Source organism: Bartonella kosoyi, from assembly GCF_003606325.2.
Taxonomy (GTDB): domain Bacteria; phylum Pseudomonadota; class Alphaproteobacteria; order Rhizobiales; family Rhizobiaceae; genus Bartonella; species Bartonella kosoyi.
On record NZ_CP031843.2, the window covers coordinates 1,357,413 to 1,374,150 of the forward strand.

At 37.9% G+C, this 16,738-nt stretch carries 12 protein-coding genes and 1 tRNA gene; 12 read left to right on the top strand and 1 reads right to left on the bottom strand.

Going from position 1 to position 16,738, the window contains the following annotated elements; all coding sequences use genetic code 11:
* Position 1 precedes the first annotated feature (1 nt).
* The 7 genes from ntrX to D1093_RS05880 all read left to right on the top strand — a co-directional run bounded on the left by ntrX (position 2) and on the right by D1093_RS05880 (position 8,923).
* Positions 2–1,360: a nitrogen assimilation response regulator NtrX gene (gene ntrX, locus D1093_RS05850; RefSeq protein WP_120101304.1), complete on the top strand. Its 1,359-nt coding sequence runs from the start codon at positions 2–4 to the stop codon at positions 1,358–1,360.
* Between the two features lie 4 nt (positions 1,361–1,364).
* Positions 1,365–2,741, top strand: coding sequence for a Trk system potassium transporter TrkA (gene trkA / locus D1093_RS05855; RefSeq protein ID WP_120102357.1), 1,377 nt, complete (start codon positions 1,365–1,367; stop codon positions 2,739–2,741).
* Between the two features lie 10 nt (positions 2,742–2,751).
* Complete coding sequence (locus D1093_RS05860; protein WP_120101306.1) at positions 2,752–3,561, top strand: glycosyltransferase family 32 protein; 810 nt, start codon at positions 2,752–2,754, stop codon at positions 3,559–3,561.
* Positions 3,562–3,708: 147 nt separating this feature from the next.
* Positions 3,709–4,341, top strand: coding sequence for an ATP-dependent Clp endopeptidase proteolytic subunit ClpP (gene clpP, locus D1093_RS05865; protein WP_005773677.1), 633 nt, complete (start codon positions 3,709–3,711; stop codon positions 4,339–4,341).
* A 185-nt stretch (positions 4,342–4,526) separates the two neighbouring features.
* Positions 4,527–5,801, top strand: coding sequence for an ATP-dependent Clp protease ATP-binding subunit ClpX (clpX, locus tag D1093_RS05870; RefSeq protein WP_005775056.1), 1,275 nt, complete (start codon positions 4,527–4,529; stop codon positions 5,799–5,801).
* Positions 5,802–5,985: 184 nt separating this feature from the next.
* Positions 5,986–8,412 carry an endopeptidase La gene (gene lon, locus D1093_RS05875; protein WP_120101307.1) on the top strand — a complete coding sequence of 809 codons (2,427 nt, stop codon included), beginning with the start codon at positions 5,986–5,988 and terminating at the stop codon, positions 8,410–8,412.
* A 232-nt stretch (positions 8,413–8,644) separates the two neighbouring features.
* Positions 8,645–8,923: an HU family DNA-binding protein gene (locus D1093_RS05880; RefSeq protein WP_005773674.1), complete on the top strand. Its 279-nt coding sequence runs from the start codon at positions 8,645–8,647 to the stop codon at positions 8,921–8,923.
* 1,015 nt (positions 8,924–9,938) lie between these two features.
* Here D1093_RS05880 and trmFO read toward each other — a convergent pair.
* Positions 9,939–11,351 (bottom strand): methylenetetrahydrofolate--tRNA-(uracil(54)-C(5))-methyltransferase (FADH(2)-oxidizing) TrmFO, encoded by a 1,413-nt coding sequence (gene trmFO / locus D1093_RS05885; RefSeq protein WP_120101309.1) that lies wholly within the window; start codon positions 11,349–11,351, stop codon positions 9,939–9,941.
* A gap of 168 nt (positions 11,352–11,519) precedes the next feature.
* Between trmFO and D1093_RS05890 the strand changes: the two genes are divergently transcribed.
* The 5 genes from D1093_RS05890 to D1093_RS05910 all read left to right on the top strand — a co-directional run bounded on the left by D1093_RS05890 (position 11,520) and on the right by D1093_RS05910 (position 15,870).
* Positions 11,520–11,602: transfer RNA gene (locus tag D1093_RS05890), tRNA-Leu, on the top strand.
* A gap of 134 nt (positions 11,603–11,736) precedes the next feature.
* Entirely contained in the window at positions 11,737–13,164 is a 1,428-nt protein-coding gene (gene tig / locus D1093_RS05895) for a trigger factor (protein ID WP_120101311.1), read from the top strand.
* Positions 13,165–13,290: 126 nt separating this feature from the next.
* Positions 13,291–14,790 carry an Asp-tRNA(Asn)/Glu-tRNA(Gln) amidotransferase subunit GatB gene (gene gatB, locus D1093_RS05900; protein ID WP_120101312.1) on the top strand — a complete coding sequence of 500 codons (1,500 nt, stop codon included), beginning with the start codon at positions 13,291–13,293 and terminating at the stop codon, positions 14,788–14,790.
* A 167-nt stretch (positions 14,791–14,957) separates the two neighbouring features.
* Positions 14,958–15,356, top strand: a complete 399-nt coding sequence (locus D1093_RS05905; RefSeq protein WP_120101314.1) for an NADH:ubiquinone oxidoreductase subunit NDUFA12 — start codon at positions 14,958–14,960, stop codon at positions 15,354–15,356.
* A gap of 85 nt (positions 15,357–15,441) precedes the next feature.
* Positions 15,442–15,870: a DUF2155 domain-containing protein gene (locus D1093_RS05910; protein ID WP_120101316.1), complete on the top strand. Its 429-nt coding sequence runs from the start codon at positions 15,442–15,444 to the stop codon at positions 15,868–15,870.
* Positions 15,871–16,738 lie beyond the last annotated feature (868 nt).

Sequence of the window (16,738 nt, forward strand, 5' to 3'; positions counted from 1 at the left end):
TATGGTATCAGATATCTTGATTGTTGATGATGAAGCAGATATTCGTGAGCTTGTTGCTGGTATTTTAGATGATGAAGGTTATGAAACGCGTATTGCTTGTAACTCTGATGAAGCCTTAGCGCAAATTAGTGAGCGTATTCCAAAGCTCATTTTTTTAGATATTTGGTTACAGGGGAGTCGCCTCGATGGTTTAGCACTGCTTGATGAAATTAAAACACAATATCCAGCTCTTCCGGTGGTGATGATCTCTGGTCATGGTAATATTGAGACTGCTGTTTCAGCTATAAAGCGTGGGGCCTATGATTTCATTGAAAAACCTTTTAAAGCTGATAGACTTGTATTGGTTGCAGAAAGAACACTTGAAAACTCAAATTTAAAACGTGAGCTTTCAGAGTTGCGAAAACGTTCAAATGAGACATTGGAGCTGCTGGGAAAATCAACCGTTATAAGAAATTTGCGTCACATCATAGAAAAAGTCGCGCCAACCAATAGTCGCATCATGATAACAGGTCCTTCAGGGGCTGGAAAAGAGACTGTTGCACGAACTATTCATGCGCTCTCAACACGTTCGAATGGGCCCTTTGTTACAATAAATGCAGCAACGATTACACCGGAAAGAATGGAAATAGAGTTGTTTGGCAGCGAAATGGAGGGAAGAGAGCGCAAGATCGGTGCTTTAGAGGAAGCCCATGGTGGAATACTCTATCTTGATGAAATTGCTGATATGCCGCGTGAAACTCAAGGTAAGATTCTGCGGGTGTTAACGGGGCAGGCATTTGAGAGAGTTGGTGGTACAAAACGTGTTAAGGTGGATGTTCGTATCATTTCTTCAACAGCGCAAAATCTTGAAAATCTCATTTCTGACGGGCGCTTTAGAGAAGATCTTTTCCACCGCCTTTCTGTTGTTCCTATCACTGTTCCGCCTCTTTCAGCCCGTCGTGAAGATATTCCAGAACTTGTGCATTATTTTGTAAAAACAATATCACAGCAGGTTGGAATTAAGCCACGTGAAATCAGTGATGATGTGATCGCTATTTTGCAAACACATGCTTGGCCAGGTAATGTACGGCAATTACGCAATAATATTGAGCGTCTTCTTATTCTTGTGCGGGATGGTGATGGTCCTATAACAGCGGATTTTCTTCCTAGTGAAGTGAGTGATCCTTTGCCACGTCTTCAAATGGATTCGGATGAAAGTATAATGGATTTACCATTGCGTGAAGCACGAGAATTGTTTGAAAAGAGATATTTAGTAGCGCAGATTGGGCGTTTGGGTGGAAACATATCGCGTACCGCTGAATTTATAGGTATGGAGCGTTCAGCTTTACACCGTAAGCTAAAAGCACTTGGAGTTTCTTAAAACAATGCGTGTTATTATTTGCGGTGCAGGACAGGTTGGTTATGGAATAGCAGAGCGTCTTGCTGCTGAAAATCACGATGTTACTGTTATTGATATTGAAACCAGGTTAATTGAAAAAATTCGCGATACATTGGATGTGAGAGGTTTTGTTGGTCACGGTTCTCGTCCTGAAGTTCTTTTGGCTGCAGATGCAGACAAAGCTGATATGTTGATTGCTGTCACTTTGTTTGATGAAGTGAATATGGTCGCTTGTCAGGTCGCTCATTCATTATTTGATGTTCCCACAAAAATTGCTCGTATTCGCTCACAATCCTATTTAGAACCCCGCTATAAGACACTTTTTTCCAGAGAGAATATTCCCATTGATGTGGTTATTTCGCCAGAAGTTGAAGTTGGGGAAATGGTTTTACGTCGTATTGCTCTGCCTGGTGCAATAGATGTTCTTTATTTTTGTAATGATGATATTGTTGCGCTCGCTTTGGAGTGTATGGAAGATTGTCCCGTTATTAATACACCTTTGCGTCAATTAACAGAGCTTTTTCCAGATCTTCACACGACGGTGACCGCTATTAAACGTGGCTCGGAATTATTAATTGCACATTCAGAAACGCAATTACGCGTTGGTGATATAACCTATCTTGTTGTTGCTCGTGAGCAGATGCGTCGTGCTGTTGGGCTTTTTGGTCATAAAGAACAAGACGCCCACCGCATGATTATTGCAGGAGGCGGGCACATTGGCCTTTATGTTGCTCAGGCGATTGAAAAGCGTCTCCATAAATTAAAATTAAAGATTATAGAATCGCAAAGAGAAAGAGCTCTCACAATTGCTGATCAGCTTGAAAAAACAACTGTTTTATATGGTAACGTATTAGATCCAGTCATTCTTCAAGATGCGGGAATTGATCAGGCCGATTTAATGATTACATTGACCAATCAGGATCAGGTTAATCTCTTAAGTGCTATCATTGCGAAAAGATTGGGCTGTAAAGCTAATATGGTGTTGATTAATAATGTTGCTTATCAAGAGTTTAGCCGCGCCGTTGGTGTGGATGCCTATCTTAATCCCCATAGCGTTACAATATCGAAAATTTTGCAACAAATGCGCCGTGGGCGTATTCGTTCTGTTCATTCAGTTTTTAATGGTCGAGCAGAAATTATTGAAGCTGAAGTGATGCAAACATCTTCATTGGTTGGTAAATCATTATCAGAGCTTAATTTATCAGATGGTTTGAGAATTGGAGCAATTTATCGTAATAAGACAATTATACAGCTCTCAGCAGAGACGCGTATTTTGTCTGGTGATAGAATAGTGATTTTTGCTCTTGCTGATAGAGTTCGTGATGTTGAACAACTTTTTCGTGTAAGTTTGGAATATTTTTGATATATTATTGATGGATATTTGTACTTTTTGGTATAGTGGACAGTTAAGATTGGTGGATAGGCTTTGTTTGTCCTCAATGGTCAAAACTGGACAGCGCGTTAAGCTTTTTAGTTATGATAAAGAAATAGATAATCTCCCTGCTGGTGTTGAGTTGCATAAAGCCGAATCAATTTTACCACGTTCAGCAATTTATCGCCTTGACCCCCATTTTTCTGATGATAGACCAGGATGTACAATTGTTCAGTTCTCGGATTTTTTTCGTGTTATGCTGATGAAATATCAACAAGGTGTGTGGTTAGATACAGATGTTTATCTCGTTAGACAGTTTTATCCAGATGCGAATAAGGTTTGGTTGGCAAGAGAAAATAAGAGAAGAGTAGGCGTTTCTGCCCTTTATTTTCCCCCAGATAACCCTATTATAAAAGCGTTTGAAGACTATTGGGCAGGCACAGAAATGATTCCTCATTGGCTTGGGGTTAAGCGTCGTGTTTGGAGACCATTCTGGTTAAAGAGAAAAAAAATTCCAATTTTACCGGGGAATCTTGGTGTTACAATATTTGGCAATGACGGTATTTCACGGTTAGCAAAAAAATATGGTTTTTTTCACGAGGCAAAAGAAAAGGAAACTTTTTATTATTGGACTGGGCGAAAAACTGAGCACATCTTTGAACCAGCTTTTGGCGTAAGACCGCTTACAGATTCACGCTTGATAGGATTTCATATTCACAGAAAGACTAAGACCACGCAAAGACCTCAGGAAGGAAGTTTTTATCATTGGGCAGTTTCCCGCATTCCTGAAGCTCATGATTTGTTTAGGTAGAGTTATTATCGCTATTTTAACCATTGGGATTTTAATCTATCCTAAAGGGCTCTTGATTGTCGCTTGCACAAGAGAGTAATATTAGCCTATGGATAAAAATATTGAATGTGTAAAAAGCGATTGTTATATGACAAGGAAAGTAAAAATATGAGTGATCCAATGAAAACAGCATTAAGCCTTGTTCCTATGGTTATTGAGCAAACCAATCGTGGTGAACGGGCTTATGATATTTTTTCCCGTCTTTTAAAGGAGCGGATTATTTTTATTAATGGTCCTGTTGAAGATGGTATGGCAATGCTTGTTTGTGCACAATTACTTTTCTTGGAAGCGGAAAATCCTAAAAAAGAAATTAGTCTTTATATTAATTCGCCAGGGGGGGTCGTGACATCTGGTATGGCTATTTATGATACTATGCAATTTATTCGCCCTCCTGTTTCTACGCTTTGCATGGGGCAGGCGGCATCTATGGGGTCATTATTGCTCACAGCTGGAGCAAAAGGTCATCGTTTTACATTGCCAAATGCGCGTATTATGGTGCATCAGCCATCTGGTGGTTTTCAAGGTCAAGCTTCAGATATTGAGCGACATGCACAAGATATAATAAAGATGAAACGGCGTTTAAATGAAATTTATGTTCAACATACAGGTCAGGATTATGAGGTTATTGAGAGAACGCTTGATCGCGATCATTTTATGACAGCAGAAGAAGCAAAAGCGTTTGGTTTAGTTGATGATGTTATACAGTATCGTGCAGAAACTGAAAAAGAAGAAAAAGATTAAGAATTTTTATAGAAAAAACAGCTACTTTAATCGAAGAGTTTTGTAAAAAGTATCGCAAAAAGTTAAGAGAAACACCTAAAAATATTGAGACATCCATGGTTTTCTATATGTCTTTTAGTTTTCATGATGAAAAGCTTCCTTTGAAAAGGCGAAGTATTCATATATCGTGGTGAAAGGAAAGAAAAATGAGCAAAATTAGCAATAGCGGGAACGAATCAAAAAATACTCTCTATTGCTCGTTCTGCGGCAAGAGTCAGCATGAGGTGCGTAAGCTCATTGCGGGGCCTACTGTATTTATCTGTGATGAATGTGTAGAGCTTTGCATGGATATTATTCGGGAAGAAAATAAGTCTTCTGGTGTTAAGGTGCGTGATGGAGTCCCTACTCCACAGGAAATTATATCCGTTCTTGATGATTATGTTATTGGTCAGCAGCATGCAAAGCGTGTTCTTTCTGTCGCAGTTCATAATCATTATAAACGGTTGGCGCATCAGTCTAAAAGAAGTGATATTGAGTTGGCTAAATCAAATATTCTTCTTGTTGGTCCAACGGGCTGCGGTAAAACTTATCTCGCACAAACATTAGCACGTATTATTGATGTCCCTTTTACGATGGCGGATGCGACCACTTTGACTGAAGCAGGTTATGTGGGTGAAGATGTTGAGAATATTATTTTAAAGCTTCTTCAAGCGGCGGATTATAATGTTGAGCGTGCACAGCGTGGTATTGTTTATATTGATGAGGTTGATAAGATTTCTCGTAAGGCTGATAATCCTTCTATTACAAGAGATGTTTCTGGAGAAGGGGTTCAGCAAGCATTGCTAAAAATTATGGAAGGAACGATTGCTTCCGTTCCTCCACAAGGTGGACGTAAACATCCGCAACAAGAGTTTCTTCAGGTTGATACCACAAACATTTTATTCATTTGTGGAGGAGCTTTTGCAGGTTTAGAGCGGATTATTTCAGGGCGTGGTGAAAAAACTTCTATTGGTTTTTCTGCGACTGTTAAGGCTCCTGATGAACGTTGTGTTGGTGAAATTTTTCGTGATTTAGAGCCTGAAGATCTTATAAAGTTTGGTTTAATACCAGAATTTATTGGGCGTCTTCCTATAGTGGCTACCTTAGAGGATTTAGACATTAACGCTCTCGTACAAATTTTATCACAACCTAAAAATGCATTGGTAAAGCAATATCAGCGTCTTTTTGAAATGGAAAATGTTGAGTTAGCATTTCACGAAGATGCTTTACGCGCTATTGCGAAGAAGGCTATTGAACGTAAAACGGGTGCACGTGGTTTACGTTCTATTATGGAGAAGATACTTCTTGAGACGATGTTTGAATTACCGGCTCTTGAAGGGGTTCAAGAAGTGGTTATTTCGAGCGATGTTGTCGATGGGAAAGCGCGTCCTCTTTATATTTACTCAGAACGTACAGAAGATAAAGAAAATGTATCAGCATGACATTGTGCGATATACAATATAAAAAGTGGGTAACGAACGGTGTTTAATAGGCATTTCTAATAATATCATTATAATGCTTGATTTATGTGTTAGCAATTGCCATTTCATGTATTGTGGAGAGCTGAGGTTTTCTAAGGGTGGGCTTGGTGTTATAGATAGCTCATAGGCTCCAGAAAGGAGAGTTATGCAATATATTGATGAAAAGACAGATGAGTTAAGAGATGGGGTTTATGCTGTTTTACCTCTTCGTGATATTGTTGTCTTCCCCCATATGATTGTTCCACTCTTTGTGGGCCGCGAAAAATCAATTCGTGCTCTTGAAGAAACGATGGCGGTTGATAAGCAAATACTCTTGGTGACACAAAAAAACGCTTCTGATGATGATCCAAAATCAGAGGATATTTATCATATTGGTACATTTGCAAATATTCTCCAACTTTTAAAGCTTCCTGATGGCACTGTAAAGGTTTTGGTTGAAGGGACTGCGCGTGCAAAAATTAGTCAATTTACTTTAAGTGATGGTTATCATCAGGCTTTTGCAGCTGTTACAGAAGAGCCTAGAGAAGGTGATGTTGAGATTGAAGCTCTTTCAAGGTCCGTGAATGCTTATTTTGAAAACTATGTAAAGCTTAACAAAAAAATCTCTCCTGAAGTGGTCAATGCAATAGGGCAGATTGATAATCCATCTAAGCTTGCGGATACGATTGCCTCTCATTTGATGATTAAACTTGCAGAAAAGCAAGAAATATTAGAGCTCTTACCTGTACGAGCCCGTCTTGAACGTGTTCTGTCTTTCATGGAAGGAGAAATTTCTGTTTTGCAGGTTGAAAAACGTATTCGTTCGCACGTTAAACGGCAAATGGAAAAAAACCAACGGGAATATTATCTCAATGAGCAAATGAAAGCTATTCAAAAAGAGTTAGGAGCAGGAGATGATAACCGCGATGAGCTTTCTGAACTAGAAGACCGTATTAAGAGTACAAAACTTTCCAAGGAAGCACAGGAAAAAGCTGGAGCAGAATTGAGAAAATTACGGAATATGTCTCCTATGTCCGCGGAAGCGACAGTTGTCCGTAACTATCTTGATTGGTTATTAGCAATGCCTTGGGGTAAAAAATCTAAGATTAAAAACAATTTAGATTTTGCTGAAAAGATCATGAATAATGAACATTTCGGTCTTGAAAAAGTTAAGGAACGAATTATTGAGTATTTGGCTGTACAAAGTCGTGCGTCAAAGATAAAAGGTCCCATTATTTGTTTGTTAGGTCCTCCTGGTGTTGGAAAAACATCATTAGCGCGCTCTATTGCAAAGGCAACAGGGCGTGAATATGTTCGTATCTCGTTGGGAGGTGTGCGGGATGAAGCAGAAATTCGCGGACATCGCCGAACATATATTGGTTCGATGCCTGGAAAAATTATTCAATCTATGAAAAAAGCAAAAAAATCTAATCCGCTTTTCTTGCTTGATGAAATTGATAAAATGGGACAAGATTTTCGTGGAGATCCTTCCTCTGCTTTATTAGAGGTTCTTGATCCTGAACAAAATGGTACATTCATCGACCACTATTTGGAAGTTGAATATGATCTTTCTGATGTCATGTTTATCACAACTGCGAATACGCTTAATATTCCAGGTCCGTTAATGGATCGAATGGAAATTATTCGTATTGCTGGTTATACTGAATGTGAAAAAATGGAAATTGTTAAGCAGCATCTTTTACCAAAAGCACTCAAAGACCACTGTTTGTCTAAAAAAGAACTCAGCATTTCTGATGGAGCACTAAGATCAATTATTCAGTTTTACACACGTGAAGCAGGTGTTCGTAATCTTGAGCGTGAACTCATGAAAATTGCCCGTAAATCTGTTACAAAAATTCTCAAAACGTATCAAAAATCTGTAAAAGTTACAGAAAGTAATCTCGATGATTTCCTTGGTGTTAAACGCTATCACTATAATCAGATTGAAGGAGAAAATCACATTGGTGTTGTGACAGGCCTTGCGTGGACAGAAGTGGGTGGAGAGTTATTGACCATTGAAGGTGTAATGATGCCCGGCAAAGGCAAGATGACTGTAACTGGAAATTTGCGTGATATTATGAAAGAGTCTATTTCTGCGGCAGCATCTTATGTACGTTCTCGTGCTGTTGATTTTGGGATAGAACCTCCACTTTTTGAAAAACGCGATATCCATGTTCATGTTCCAGAGGGAGCGACACCAAAAGATGGTCCATCTGCTGGGATTGCAATGGTGACAGCAATTGTTTCGGTCCTTACAGGGATAGCTGTACATAAAGATATAGCCATGACTGGTGAAATTACTTTACGTGGACGTGTTTTACCAATTGGTGGATTAAAAGAGAAACTCTTAGCTGCACTTCGAGGAGGGATAAAAAAAGTTCTTATTCCTGAAGAAAATGCAAAAGATCTGGTTGATATTCCTGACGATGTCAAAAATAACATGGAAATTATTCCGGTAAATCATGTGAGTGAAGTTTTGAAACACGCTTTGGTTCGTTTTCCTGACACTATTGAATGGAAAGAACCTTCTACAGTGGCTGTCCCTATCCGTTCAGAGAACAGCGATAGTGAAGGAATACAGATTGCGCACTGATTCACTGATTTCACTTATAACGGCATTTTTTTAGGTGTAGAAGGTGATGTTACGGTTATTATTTTGTTTTTTATTGAAAAAAAGTGAAAAATTCCGTGAATAACTGTGATTATTGCTAAAAAAACAATGTATTGGATAAAAATAAGACTTCTGTTTGCTGTACTTTTCAATAAACTGACCAATAACATGATTAAGTCATGTTGTCAGCTAATATAGGGAAAGGAAATATCTCATGAATAAAAGTGAATTGGTTAGTTCCGTTGCTGAAAAGGCAGGTGTTTCGAAAGTGCAAGCTGGTGCTGTTGTTGATGCTTTTATGGCTTCTGTAACAGAAGCTTTAGCTTCAGGGGGGGATGTGCGTCTTCCAGGTTTTGGCACTTTTGAAGTTTCTCATCGTGCTGCGACAAAGGGGCGTAATCCTTCAACTGGCGCTGAAATTGATATTCCAGCACGTTCTGTACCCAAATTTTCTGCAGGAAAAAGCCTTAAAGAAGCAGTTAATAAAAAATAATTTAAACAAAACATTAAAAAAACCCGATTTATTTATAAGCGGGTTTTTTTACAGATATTTTTTAGACAGGGATATTATACACGTTTTTCATATAAAAATTTTGAGTCTTCGTACCATTTTTCTCATTTCATAAATTGCATAAAATGCCATAGGCGTGAAATATATATTTTTAGCCGTTTCAATAAATATTCCACTTTAATAATAAGTCATTACATAGCGTATAAAATATGACGTTAGCTTTTGTTATGTGAAAGGGCTAAAGTTTTTATTCAGAAACAGTACTTATAAATATAAGACAAAAAAAATGCTGTAAAATGTATAAAGCCTACTAAACCACCTTTTTTGCTTGATAGAAGTGCATATTAACGCCATCATATTATTTTCTTAGTTTTATAATGGTTTGATCAGCTCGCGGCATTTGAGGCAGGCGCATAAAGGACAGTTTTATTCCTTTTTCAATAATTCTCTTAACTTACAACACTAACTTCGCTTGTGTGAGTCAGTATTTAACTGACTAAGCAAATCACTTTTATTGATTGACTATAAGAGAGTCTGAAATAAAAGAATTTTACGATATTTAAGTTTCTCATTCACTATAGAAAGACATAAATTGTTATGATGAATTAACGGATTGTAACATTATAAAGCGGCTTCGTCATTTCAATATTGCGATTTTTCGTGGCATTTGAGATGGAAGAGATATATTCAGCTCTGTTTTAAATATTTTAGGTTCATATCTTTATTTCACTTCTGATATGCAAGAGAATATTTTTTTTATAATATATTTATTTGTTATTTCATTTTTATTGTTGATAATTTATTAAATTGTGTATAAAATTAAGCTTTTTTTCTATAGACACAAAATATTTTACTCCTACATTCTTAAATAAACGATGAAGTGTAAAGCCGTCTCTATTGATTGAGAGAGTATTTTAACAAGGTTTTATAATGTATTTTTTAACAAGAATGATAGAAATTTCTTCAGTAGATGGGATGAATGACAAATCGTGTGTTTTTATAAACAGGAGCTCTTGGATTCTTTATCTGCTAACCACTGAATACAATCATTGAGAGCTCTCGCCGTTATAACTTGTTTTTTTGCTAATTTTTTTTCTTTACTTGGCAAGCGTTTTCCTGAGTTTTTAAGAGACGCAATAGGGGGGAAGAGTCCAAAATTGATATTCATTGGTTGAAAAGACTGTCTTTCTGCTTCTTCATCTATAATATGGCCCCCCGTAATATGATTCAAAAGAGCTCCGAATGCCGTGGTTAGTGGGGGGAGGCAAGGACAGTTGTGATGATATTCGGCAGCAGCAAAACGCCCAGCAAGAAGCCCTATAGCTGCTGATTCTACATAACCTTCACATCCGGTAATTTGTCCTGCAAAGCGTAGTTGTTTTTTTTGTTTTAAACGAAGGGTTTGATCAAGAATGATTGGAGAGTTGAGATAGGTATTGCGGTGAAGACCACCAAGACGTGCAAATTCTGCTTTTTCAAGACCGGGAATCATTCTAAAAATGCGAACTTGTTCACCATATTTCAATTTTGTTTGAAAACCGACCATATTGTAAAGCGTTCCGAGTTTATTATCTTGGCGTAATTGAACGACAGCATAGGGTTTAACGGTGGGATTATAGGCATTGGTTAAGCCCATAGGTTTCATAGGTCCATGTCTTAAAGTTTCTAGTCCGCGCTCAGCCATAATTTCAATAGGGAGGCATCCATCAAAATAGGGTGTTTTTTCAAAATCACGAAACTCTGTTTTTTCAGCATTTTTTAATGCTTCAACGAATGCTTCATATTGTTCCTTATTAAGGGGACAATTAAGATAATCTTTCCCTGTTCCCTCAGGACCAATTTTATCGTAGCGAGACTGATACCAACAAATATTCATATCAATACTATCAGTGTGGATAATAGGTGCAATAGCATCATAAAAAGAAAGGGCTTTTATATCGGTTATCGCTTGTAACTCTTGAGCAAGTGCAGGTGAGGTAAGGGGGCCCGTTGCAACGATAACATGTTTCCAATCTTTAGAAATCTCTTGAACTTCTTCGCGTTTAATCGTTATAAGCGAATGGTTTTCAAGGGCGGATGTTACAGTTTTTGAAAATCCATCACGATCAACAGCAAGAGCACTTCCAGCAGGAACTTTGTTGGTATCGGCCGCTTTCATAATTAACGATTTCGCTAATCGCATTTCAGCATGTAAAAGTCCTACGGCATTTGTTGATGAATCATCAGAACGAAAGGAATTTGAACAAACCAGTTCTGCCAATTTATCGGTTTTATGGGCATCTGATTTTTTTTCGGGACGCATTTCATGCAAAATAACAGGAATGCCTGATTGAGCAATTTGCCAGCTTGCTTCACACCCCGCAAGACCGCCACCGATAATATGAATTGGAGTATCAAATGTCTTTAACATAGTTGACTTATTAACGTAAGTCGCTGTGTATGAAAAGCATAGATTTTGTTTTTGTTCTTTATAAGAAAGAGGTGTATTGAGTTTTTTTAATATATTTGTTTGCTTTTTTTCTATAATTAATGGTATAGAAACGCCGCTTGTATAAGGTTATTAGCTTTCTAAGTTTAAGCGGATGTGGCGAAATTGGTAGACGCACCAGATTTAGGTTCTGGCGGGAGACCGTGGGGGTTCGAGTCCCTCCATCCGCACCAAAGCAATCCCTTAAGTGCTACGGATTTCTACGTATCTGGAATTCCGCTTCATGGTAATGTAACACTTGAAGTGTTAGAATGTAATGATGATTAGAGTGGGTTTATCCCTCTCCTTAGAAAAATGAAGGTGTTTAATGCAGGTTACCGAGACGCTTAATGAAGGACTGAAGCGCGAAATTAAGATCGTGGTTCCAGCGAAAGATTTAGAAGAAAAGTTGAATGAACGATTGGATGATACCAAGGGTAAAATCAAGCTTAATGGTTTTCGTCCCGGTAAAGTGCCCGGTGGGCATTTGCGAAAAATGTATGGTAAATCTTTCATGGCAGAGATTCTCAATGAGATACTCGCTGATGCGCCACGTTCTGTTTTAGCGGACCGCAATGAACGCCCAGCGATGCAACCGAAAATTGATATAGATGAAGATGAGAAAATTCTAGATGGAAAAGCCGATTTTACTTTTAGTTTAAAGTATGAAATTTTACCAAAAATTGAAATTAAAGCTTTTGAGCATATTGAAGTTATTCGTGAAATTGCAGCTATTCCTGAAAAGGATATTGATGAGCAAGTCAATCGCGTTCTTTCTTCTACACGTAATTATTCGCTAAAAGAGGGATCTTCCGAAGAAGGTGATCGTATTACCATAGATTATCTAGGTAAGCTTGAGGGGGTTCCATTTGAAGGTGGGGCCGATAATGATGCACAACTGATTCTTGGATCAAAACAATTTATTCCTGGTTTTGAAGAGCAATTGGTTGGTGTAAAAGCTGGAGATACAAAAACGATTTCTGTTAAATTTCCGGATAATTACAGTGCAGCACATTTAGCAGGACAGGAAGCAGAGTTTGACATTACTGTCAAAGCTGTCTTTAGACCAGATGAATTAAAAATTGATGATGAGGCCGCGAAAAAAGTCGGTTTGGAATCTCTAGATCGTTTGCGCGAGGTTGTGCGTGGACAGATTGAAAGTCAATATGGTTCAATGACACGTCAAAAAGTTAAGCGTCAAATTCTTGATGCTTTAGATGCTGATTATAATTTTGAGATTCCTGAAGGACTCTTAGAAATTGAATTCAATAATATATGGGCTCAGGTTAATGATGATTTGAAAAGGGCTGGGCGTAGTTTTGAGGACGAAGGTGTTACAGAAGAAAAGGCGCGGGAGGAATATCGTGTCCTTGCACAACGTCGTGTCCGTCTTGGCTTGGTGCTTTCTGAAATTGGAATGAAGGTTGGTGTTAAAGTTAGTGAGGATGAACTAAAAGCAGCCGTTTTTGAGCAAGTTCGTCAATATCCTGGACAAGAAAAAGAGATTATGGACTTTTTCCGTAAGACTCCGGAAGCTGTTGAAAATCTACGTGCTCCGATTTTCGAAGAAAAGGTCATTGATCATTTGTTAGCGCAGATAAAAGTCACAGATAAAGAAGTGACGATTGAAGAATTGATGAAAGAATATGATGAATTAGATGTCTCTGAAGAAAAGCCGGCAAAGAAAAAATCTGCTGTGAAAGAAAAGTCTGCAGAGAAAACATCGGCTAAGAAAAAGGCTCCTAAAAAAGCTTAATATTTACCCGAACAGAATGAGCCCGATAGAATCGGGTTTGTTGTGGTATTATATTATAACCTTGCACCGTGAATGGTTTGAGATAAACCATGAGATATGTTTTAAAATATTGGTAGTGGATTGGCAATGAACATCATTGATACGCGTACTCCTGATTCTAAGCGTTTTATTTCTGGCGTTACAGGTGATTGGGAAGTCATCATTGGCATGGAGGTTCATGCGCAAATCATATCAAATTCGAAACTTTTTTCAGGTGCATCAACCAAATTTGGTGCAGAACCGAACAATCATGTATCACTTATTGATGCAGCTATGCCGGGGATGTTACCTGTTTTGAATGAAGAATGTGTTCGTCAAGCAGTTCGGACAGGTTTGGGATTAAAAGCGCATATTAATTTAAAATCTGTTTTTGATCGTAAAAATTATTTTTATCCAGATTTACCGCAGGGGTATCAGATTTCTCAGTTTCGCTATCCCATTGTAGGAGAGGGGAAAATTATCATATCTGTTGGTCCAGATTCGAAAGGCCAATTTGAGGATATCGAAGTAGGAATTGAAAGATTACATCTTGAACAGGATGCTGGAAAATCGATGCATGATCAACATCCAACAATGTCTTTCGTAGATCTCAATCGCTCTGGTGTTGCGCTTATGGAAATTGTTTCCAAACCTGATATGCGCTCATCAGATGAAGCCAAAGCCTATATGACAAAATTGCGTACGATTGTTCGTTATTTAGGGACCTGCGATGGCAATATGGATGAAGGTTCTATGCGTGCAGATGTCAATGTATCCGTTCGTCGTCCTGGTGAAGATTTTGGAACGCGTTGTGAAATCAAAAATGTTAATTCTATACGCTTTATTGGTCAAGCGATTGAGTATGAAGCGCGTCGTCAGATTGCAATTTTAGAAGATGGGGGCGTCATAGAGCAAGAAACTCGGCTTTTTGATGCCACTAAAGGTGAGACACGCTCTATGCGCTCAAAGGAAGAAGCGCATGATTATCGTTATTTCCCTGATCCTGATCTTTTGCCATTAGAATTTGATCAAGCATTTGTGGATTCTTTGGCGGCGGATTTACCAGAATTGCCTGACGCTATAAAAGCACGTTTTGTTAAGGAAATGGGATTGACAGTGTATGATGCTTCCATTCTTGTGACAGAAAAAGCTATTGCTGATTATTTTGAAGAAGTAGCGTATGGGCGTGATGGAAAAATAGTGGCCAATTGGGTGATTAATGATCTTTTAGGGGCTTTAAATAGAGATAATCGTGAAATTGAAGAGTCACCAGTATCGCCAAATCAGTTGGGAAGCATTATTGATCTTATAAAAGAAGGTGTTATTTCTGGAAAAATAGCTAAAGATCTTTTTGAGATTATTTGGAATGAGGGGGGAGAACCACGCCAAATTGTAGAAGAGCGCAATATGAAGCAGGTAACAGATACAAAGGCTATTGAAAGAGCTGTTGATGAGATCGTTGCCAATAATTCTGATAAAGTTGTGCAAGCAAAACAAAAGCCTGCTTTAGCAGGTTGGTTTGTTGGACAGGTCATGAAAGCAACAGGCGGCAAGGCAAATCCTCAAACTGTTAATGAATTAGTTAAGATAAAACTTGGCATAGATTAAATTTTATGGGGTGGAGAAGAATTTATAAATATGATATCTTCTCGAAATTAAGGGATAAAAAGTTATCCTATTAATTGGAGTTGTGCTGAATTGACCGGTAATTAAAGCATTAACAAGTTTATTCCAGTGATTGATTTCATGAGCATACTGAAGAAATGGAATAGAAAATGGCTCATTTTTTTAAGCAAATCTTTACCTGGTGGAATGGTAATACCATTGGTACGCGTTTTTTTACATGGCGCAAAGGTAAGCGGATAGGGGAAGATCAATTTGGAAATATATATTATGAGGGGGGGCTTCATAAGGATGGTTATCCGCATCGTTGGGTTATTTATAAAGACTATTCTGAGCCTTCTACTATTCCACCAGGTTGGCATGGCTGGATTCATCATCGCTGTGAGTATCCTCCAACACAGGAGGATTATCATCCCTATGAATGGGAGAAGCCGCACGTTGCAAATATGACAGGAACAAGTGAGGCCTATCGACCAAAGGGGGCTATTCCTTACAATGATGAGCCTCCTTGTGTACGTGAAGATTATGATGCGTGGTCACCTAAAAAATAAAATGTTTTAATGGGCGCGTGTATTTTTATCTTATTTGGCTCTACGTTATAACAAGATTTATTTTTAAGGTGCGATTGGTTTTGATATGACGAGGTTTTTTTTATTGTTGAGGGTGAGAAATTTTATATATATTTTTTTTATGGGAATTTTAGTGTTTTTATCCTTAAATAGTGGAGTGCGGGCTGAACGTATTAGCAATGGAATTGCTGTTTTTGCAGGTCTTGATAAAATAACGGGGCGAACGACGCGTTTTGAAGTTTCTCTTGGTGAAGTTTATCAGTATGGTGCATTACAGGTAACACCCCGTGCTTGTTATACGAGCTCTAAAGATGAACCAACGCGTACAACAGGTTTTGTGGAAGTTAATGAAGTAACATTAGATAAAAAAATACGGCGTATTTTTACAGGATGGATGTTTGCAGATAGTCCTGGTTTGAACGCTGTTGAGCATCCTATTTATGATGTGTGGTTAAAAGATTGCAAGCAGAGTTCTCAAAAACTACCTCTTCAGTAATAGTGTGTTATCTATTTATAATACATTGATTTATAATGAGGATTTATCATTTTATAATTTGAATGAGAGGTTCGGGTTTCTATGTTTTTTTCATTTCAAACTGTCTTATATTGAAAGATCAAAACTATTTTCTTGCACGTTATAAATGGAGGACGTGTGGATACTACTATTTAAGAAGGGAATGAAAGTTTCTCTCATGAGCCGTTTAAATCCAAGGATGCACTATGCAAATCAACGTATTATTTTTTCGAGTGTTTCATAGGAAAAAATTCTTAAGTTGTATCTGTTAGAGTTAGAAATGAAAGGCTTGTTCATATTTGTTCAAGAGATGAATTGACTCTTTTGCATTGAATAGGTCACATTTCTCATGAAGAACAGAACGTTATTGTATTACATATTTACGGGCTTGTTTTAAAGAGACCTCTCTTAAGGCTCGTCACATCCATTTCGCAACAGAGCCCATGAATGGTATAATGATAAATCCATTGAAGTATTCCCTACCTTACACTTGTGAAGGAGCAAGCAAACACCAGCACACACTCTGCCAACTCCCAATATTGCCAACCTGTTCTGAGCACTTAAAAACTTTTCAAAAGAGACATTCTTATTCCTCTTTTGTGCAGCTTTTCTCGTTCGTAGCGTACAAGTGAATGGTTTTGATTGCTTCAATATAAATAGGCTTGCGATGAGAGAATCTTACGATATTTAAAGCTCTAACGCAGTAGGAATAAAACTAAGTTACCATTATAAATCAAAAAATTGGCTTTATGAGAAAACAGAATGTCAAATGCATAATTTATGAAAACCAATGATGATATCAAGAGCAAACACATGTCTTGAGCGGACCTTTATTCTCATGGAGATTTTT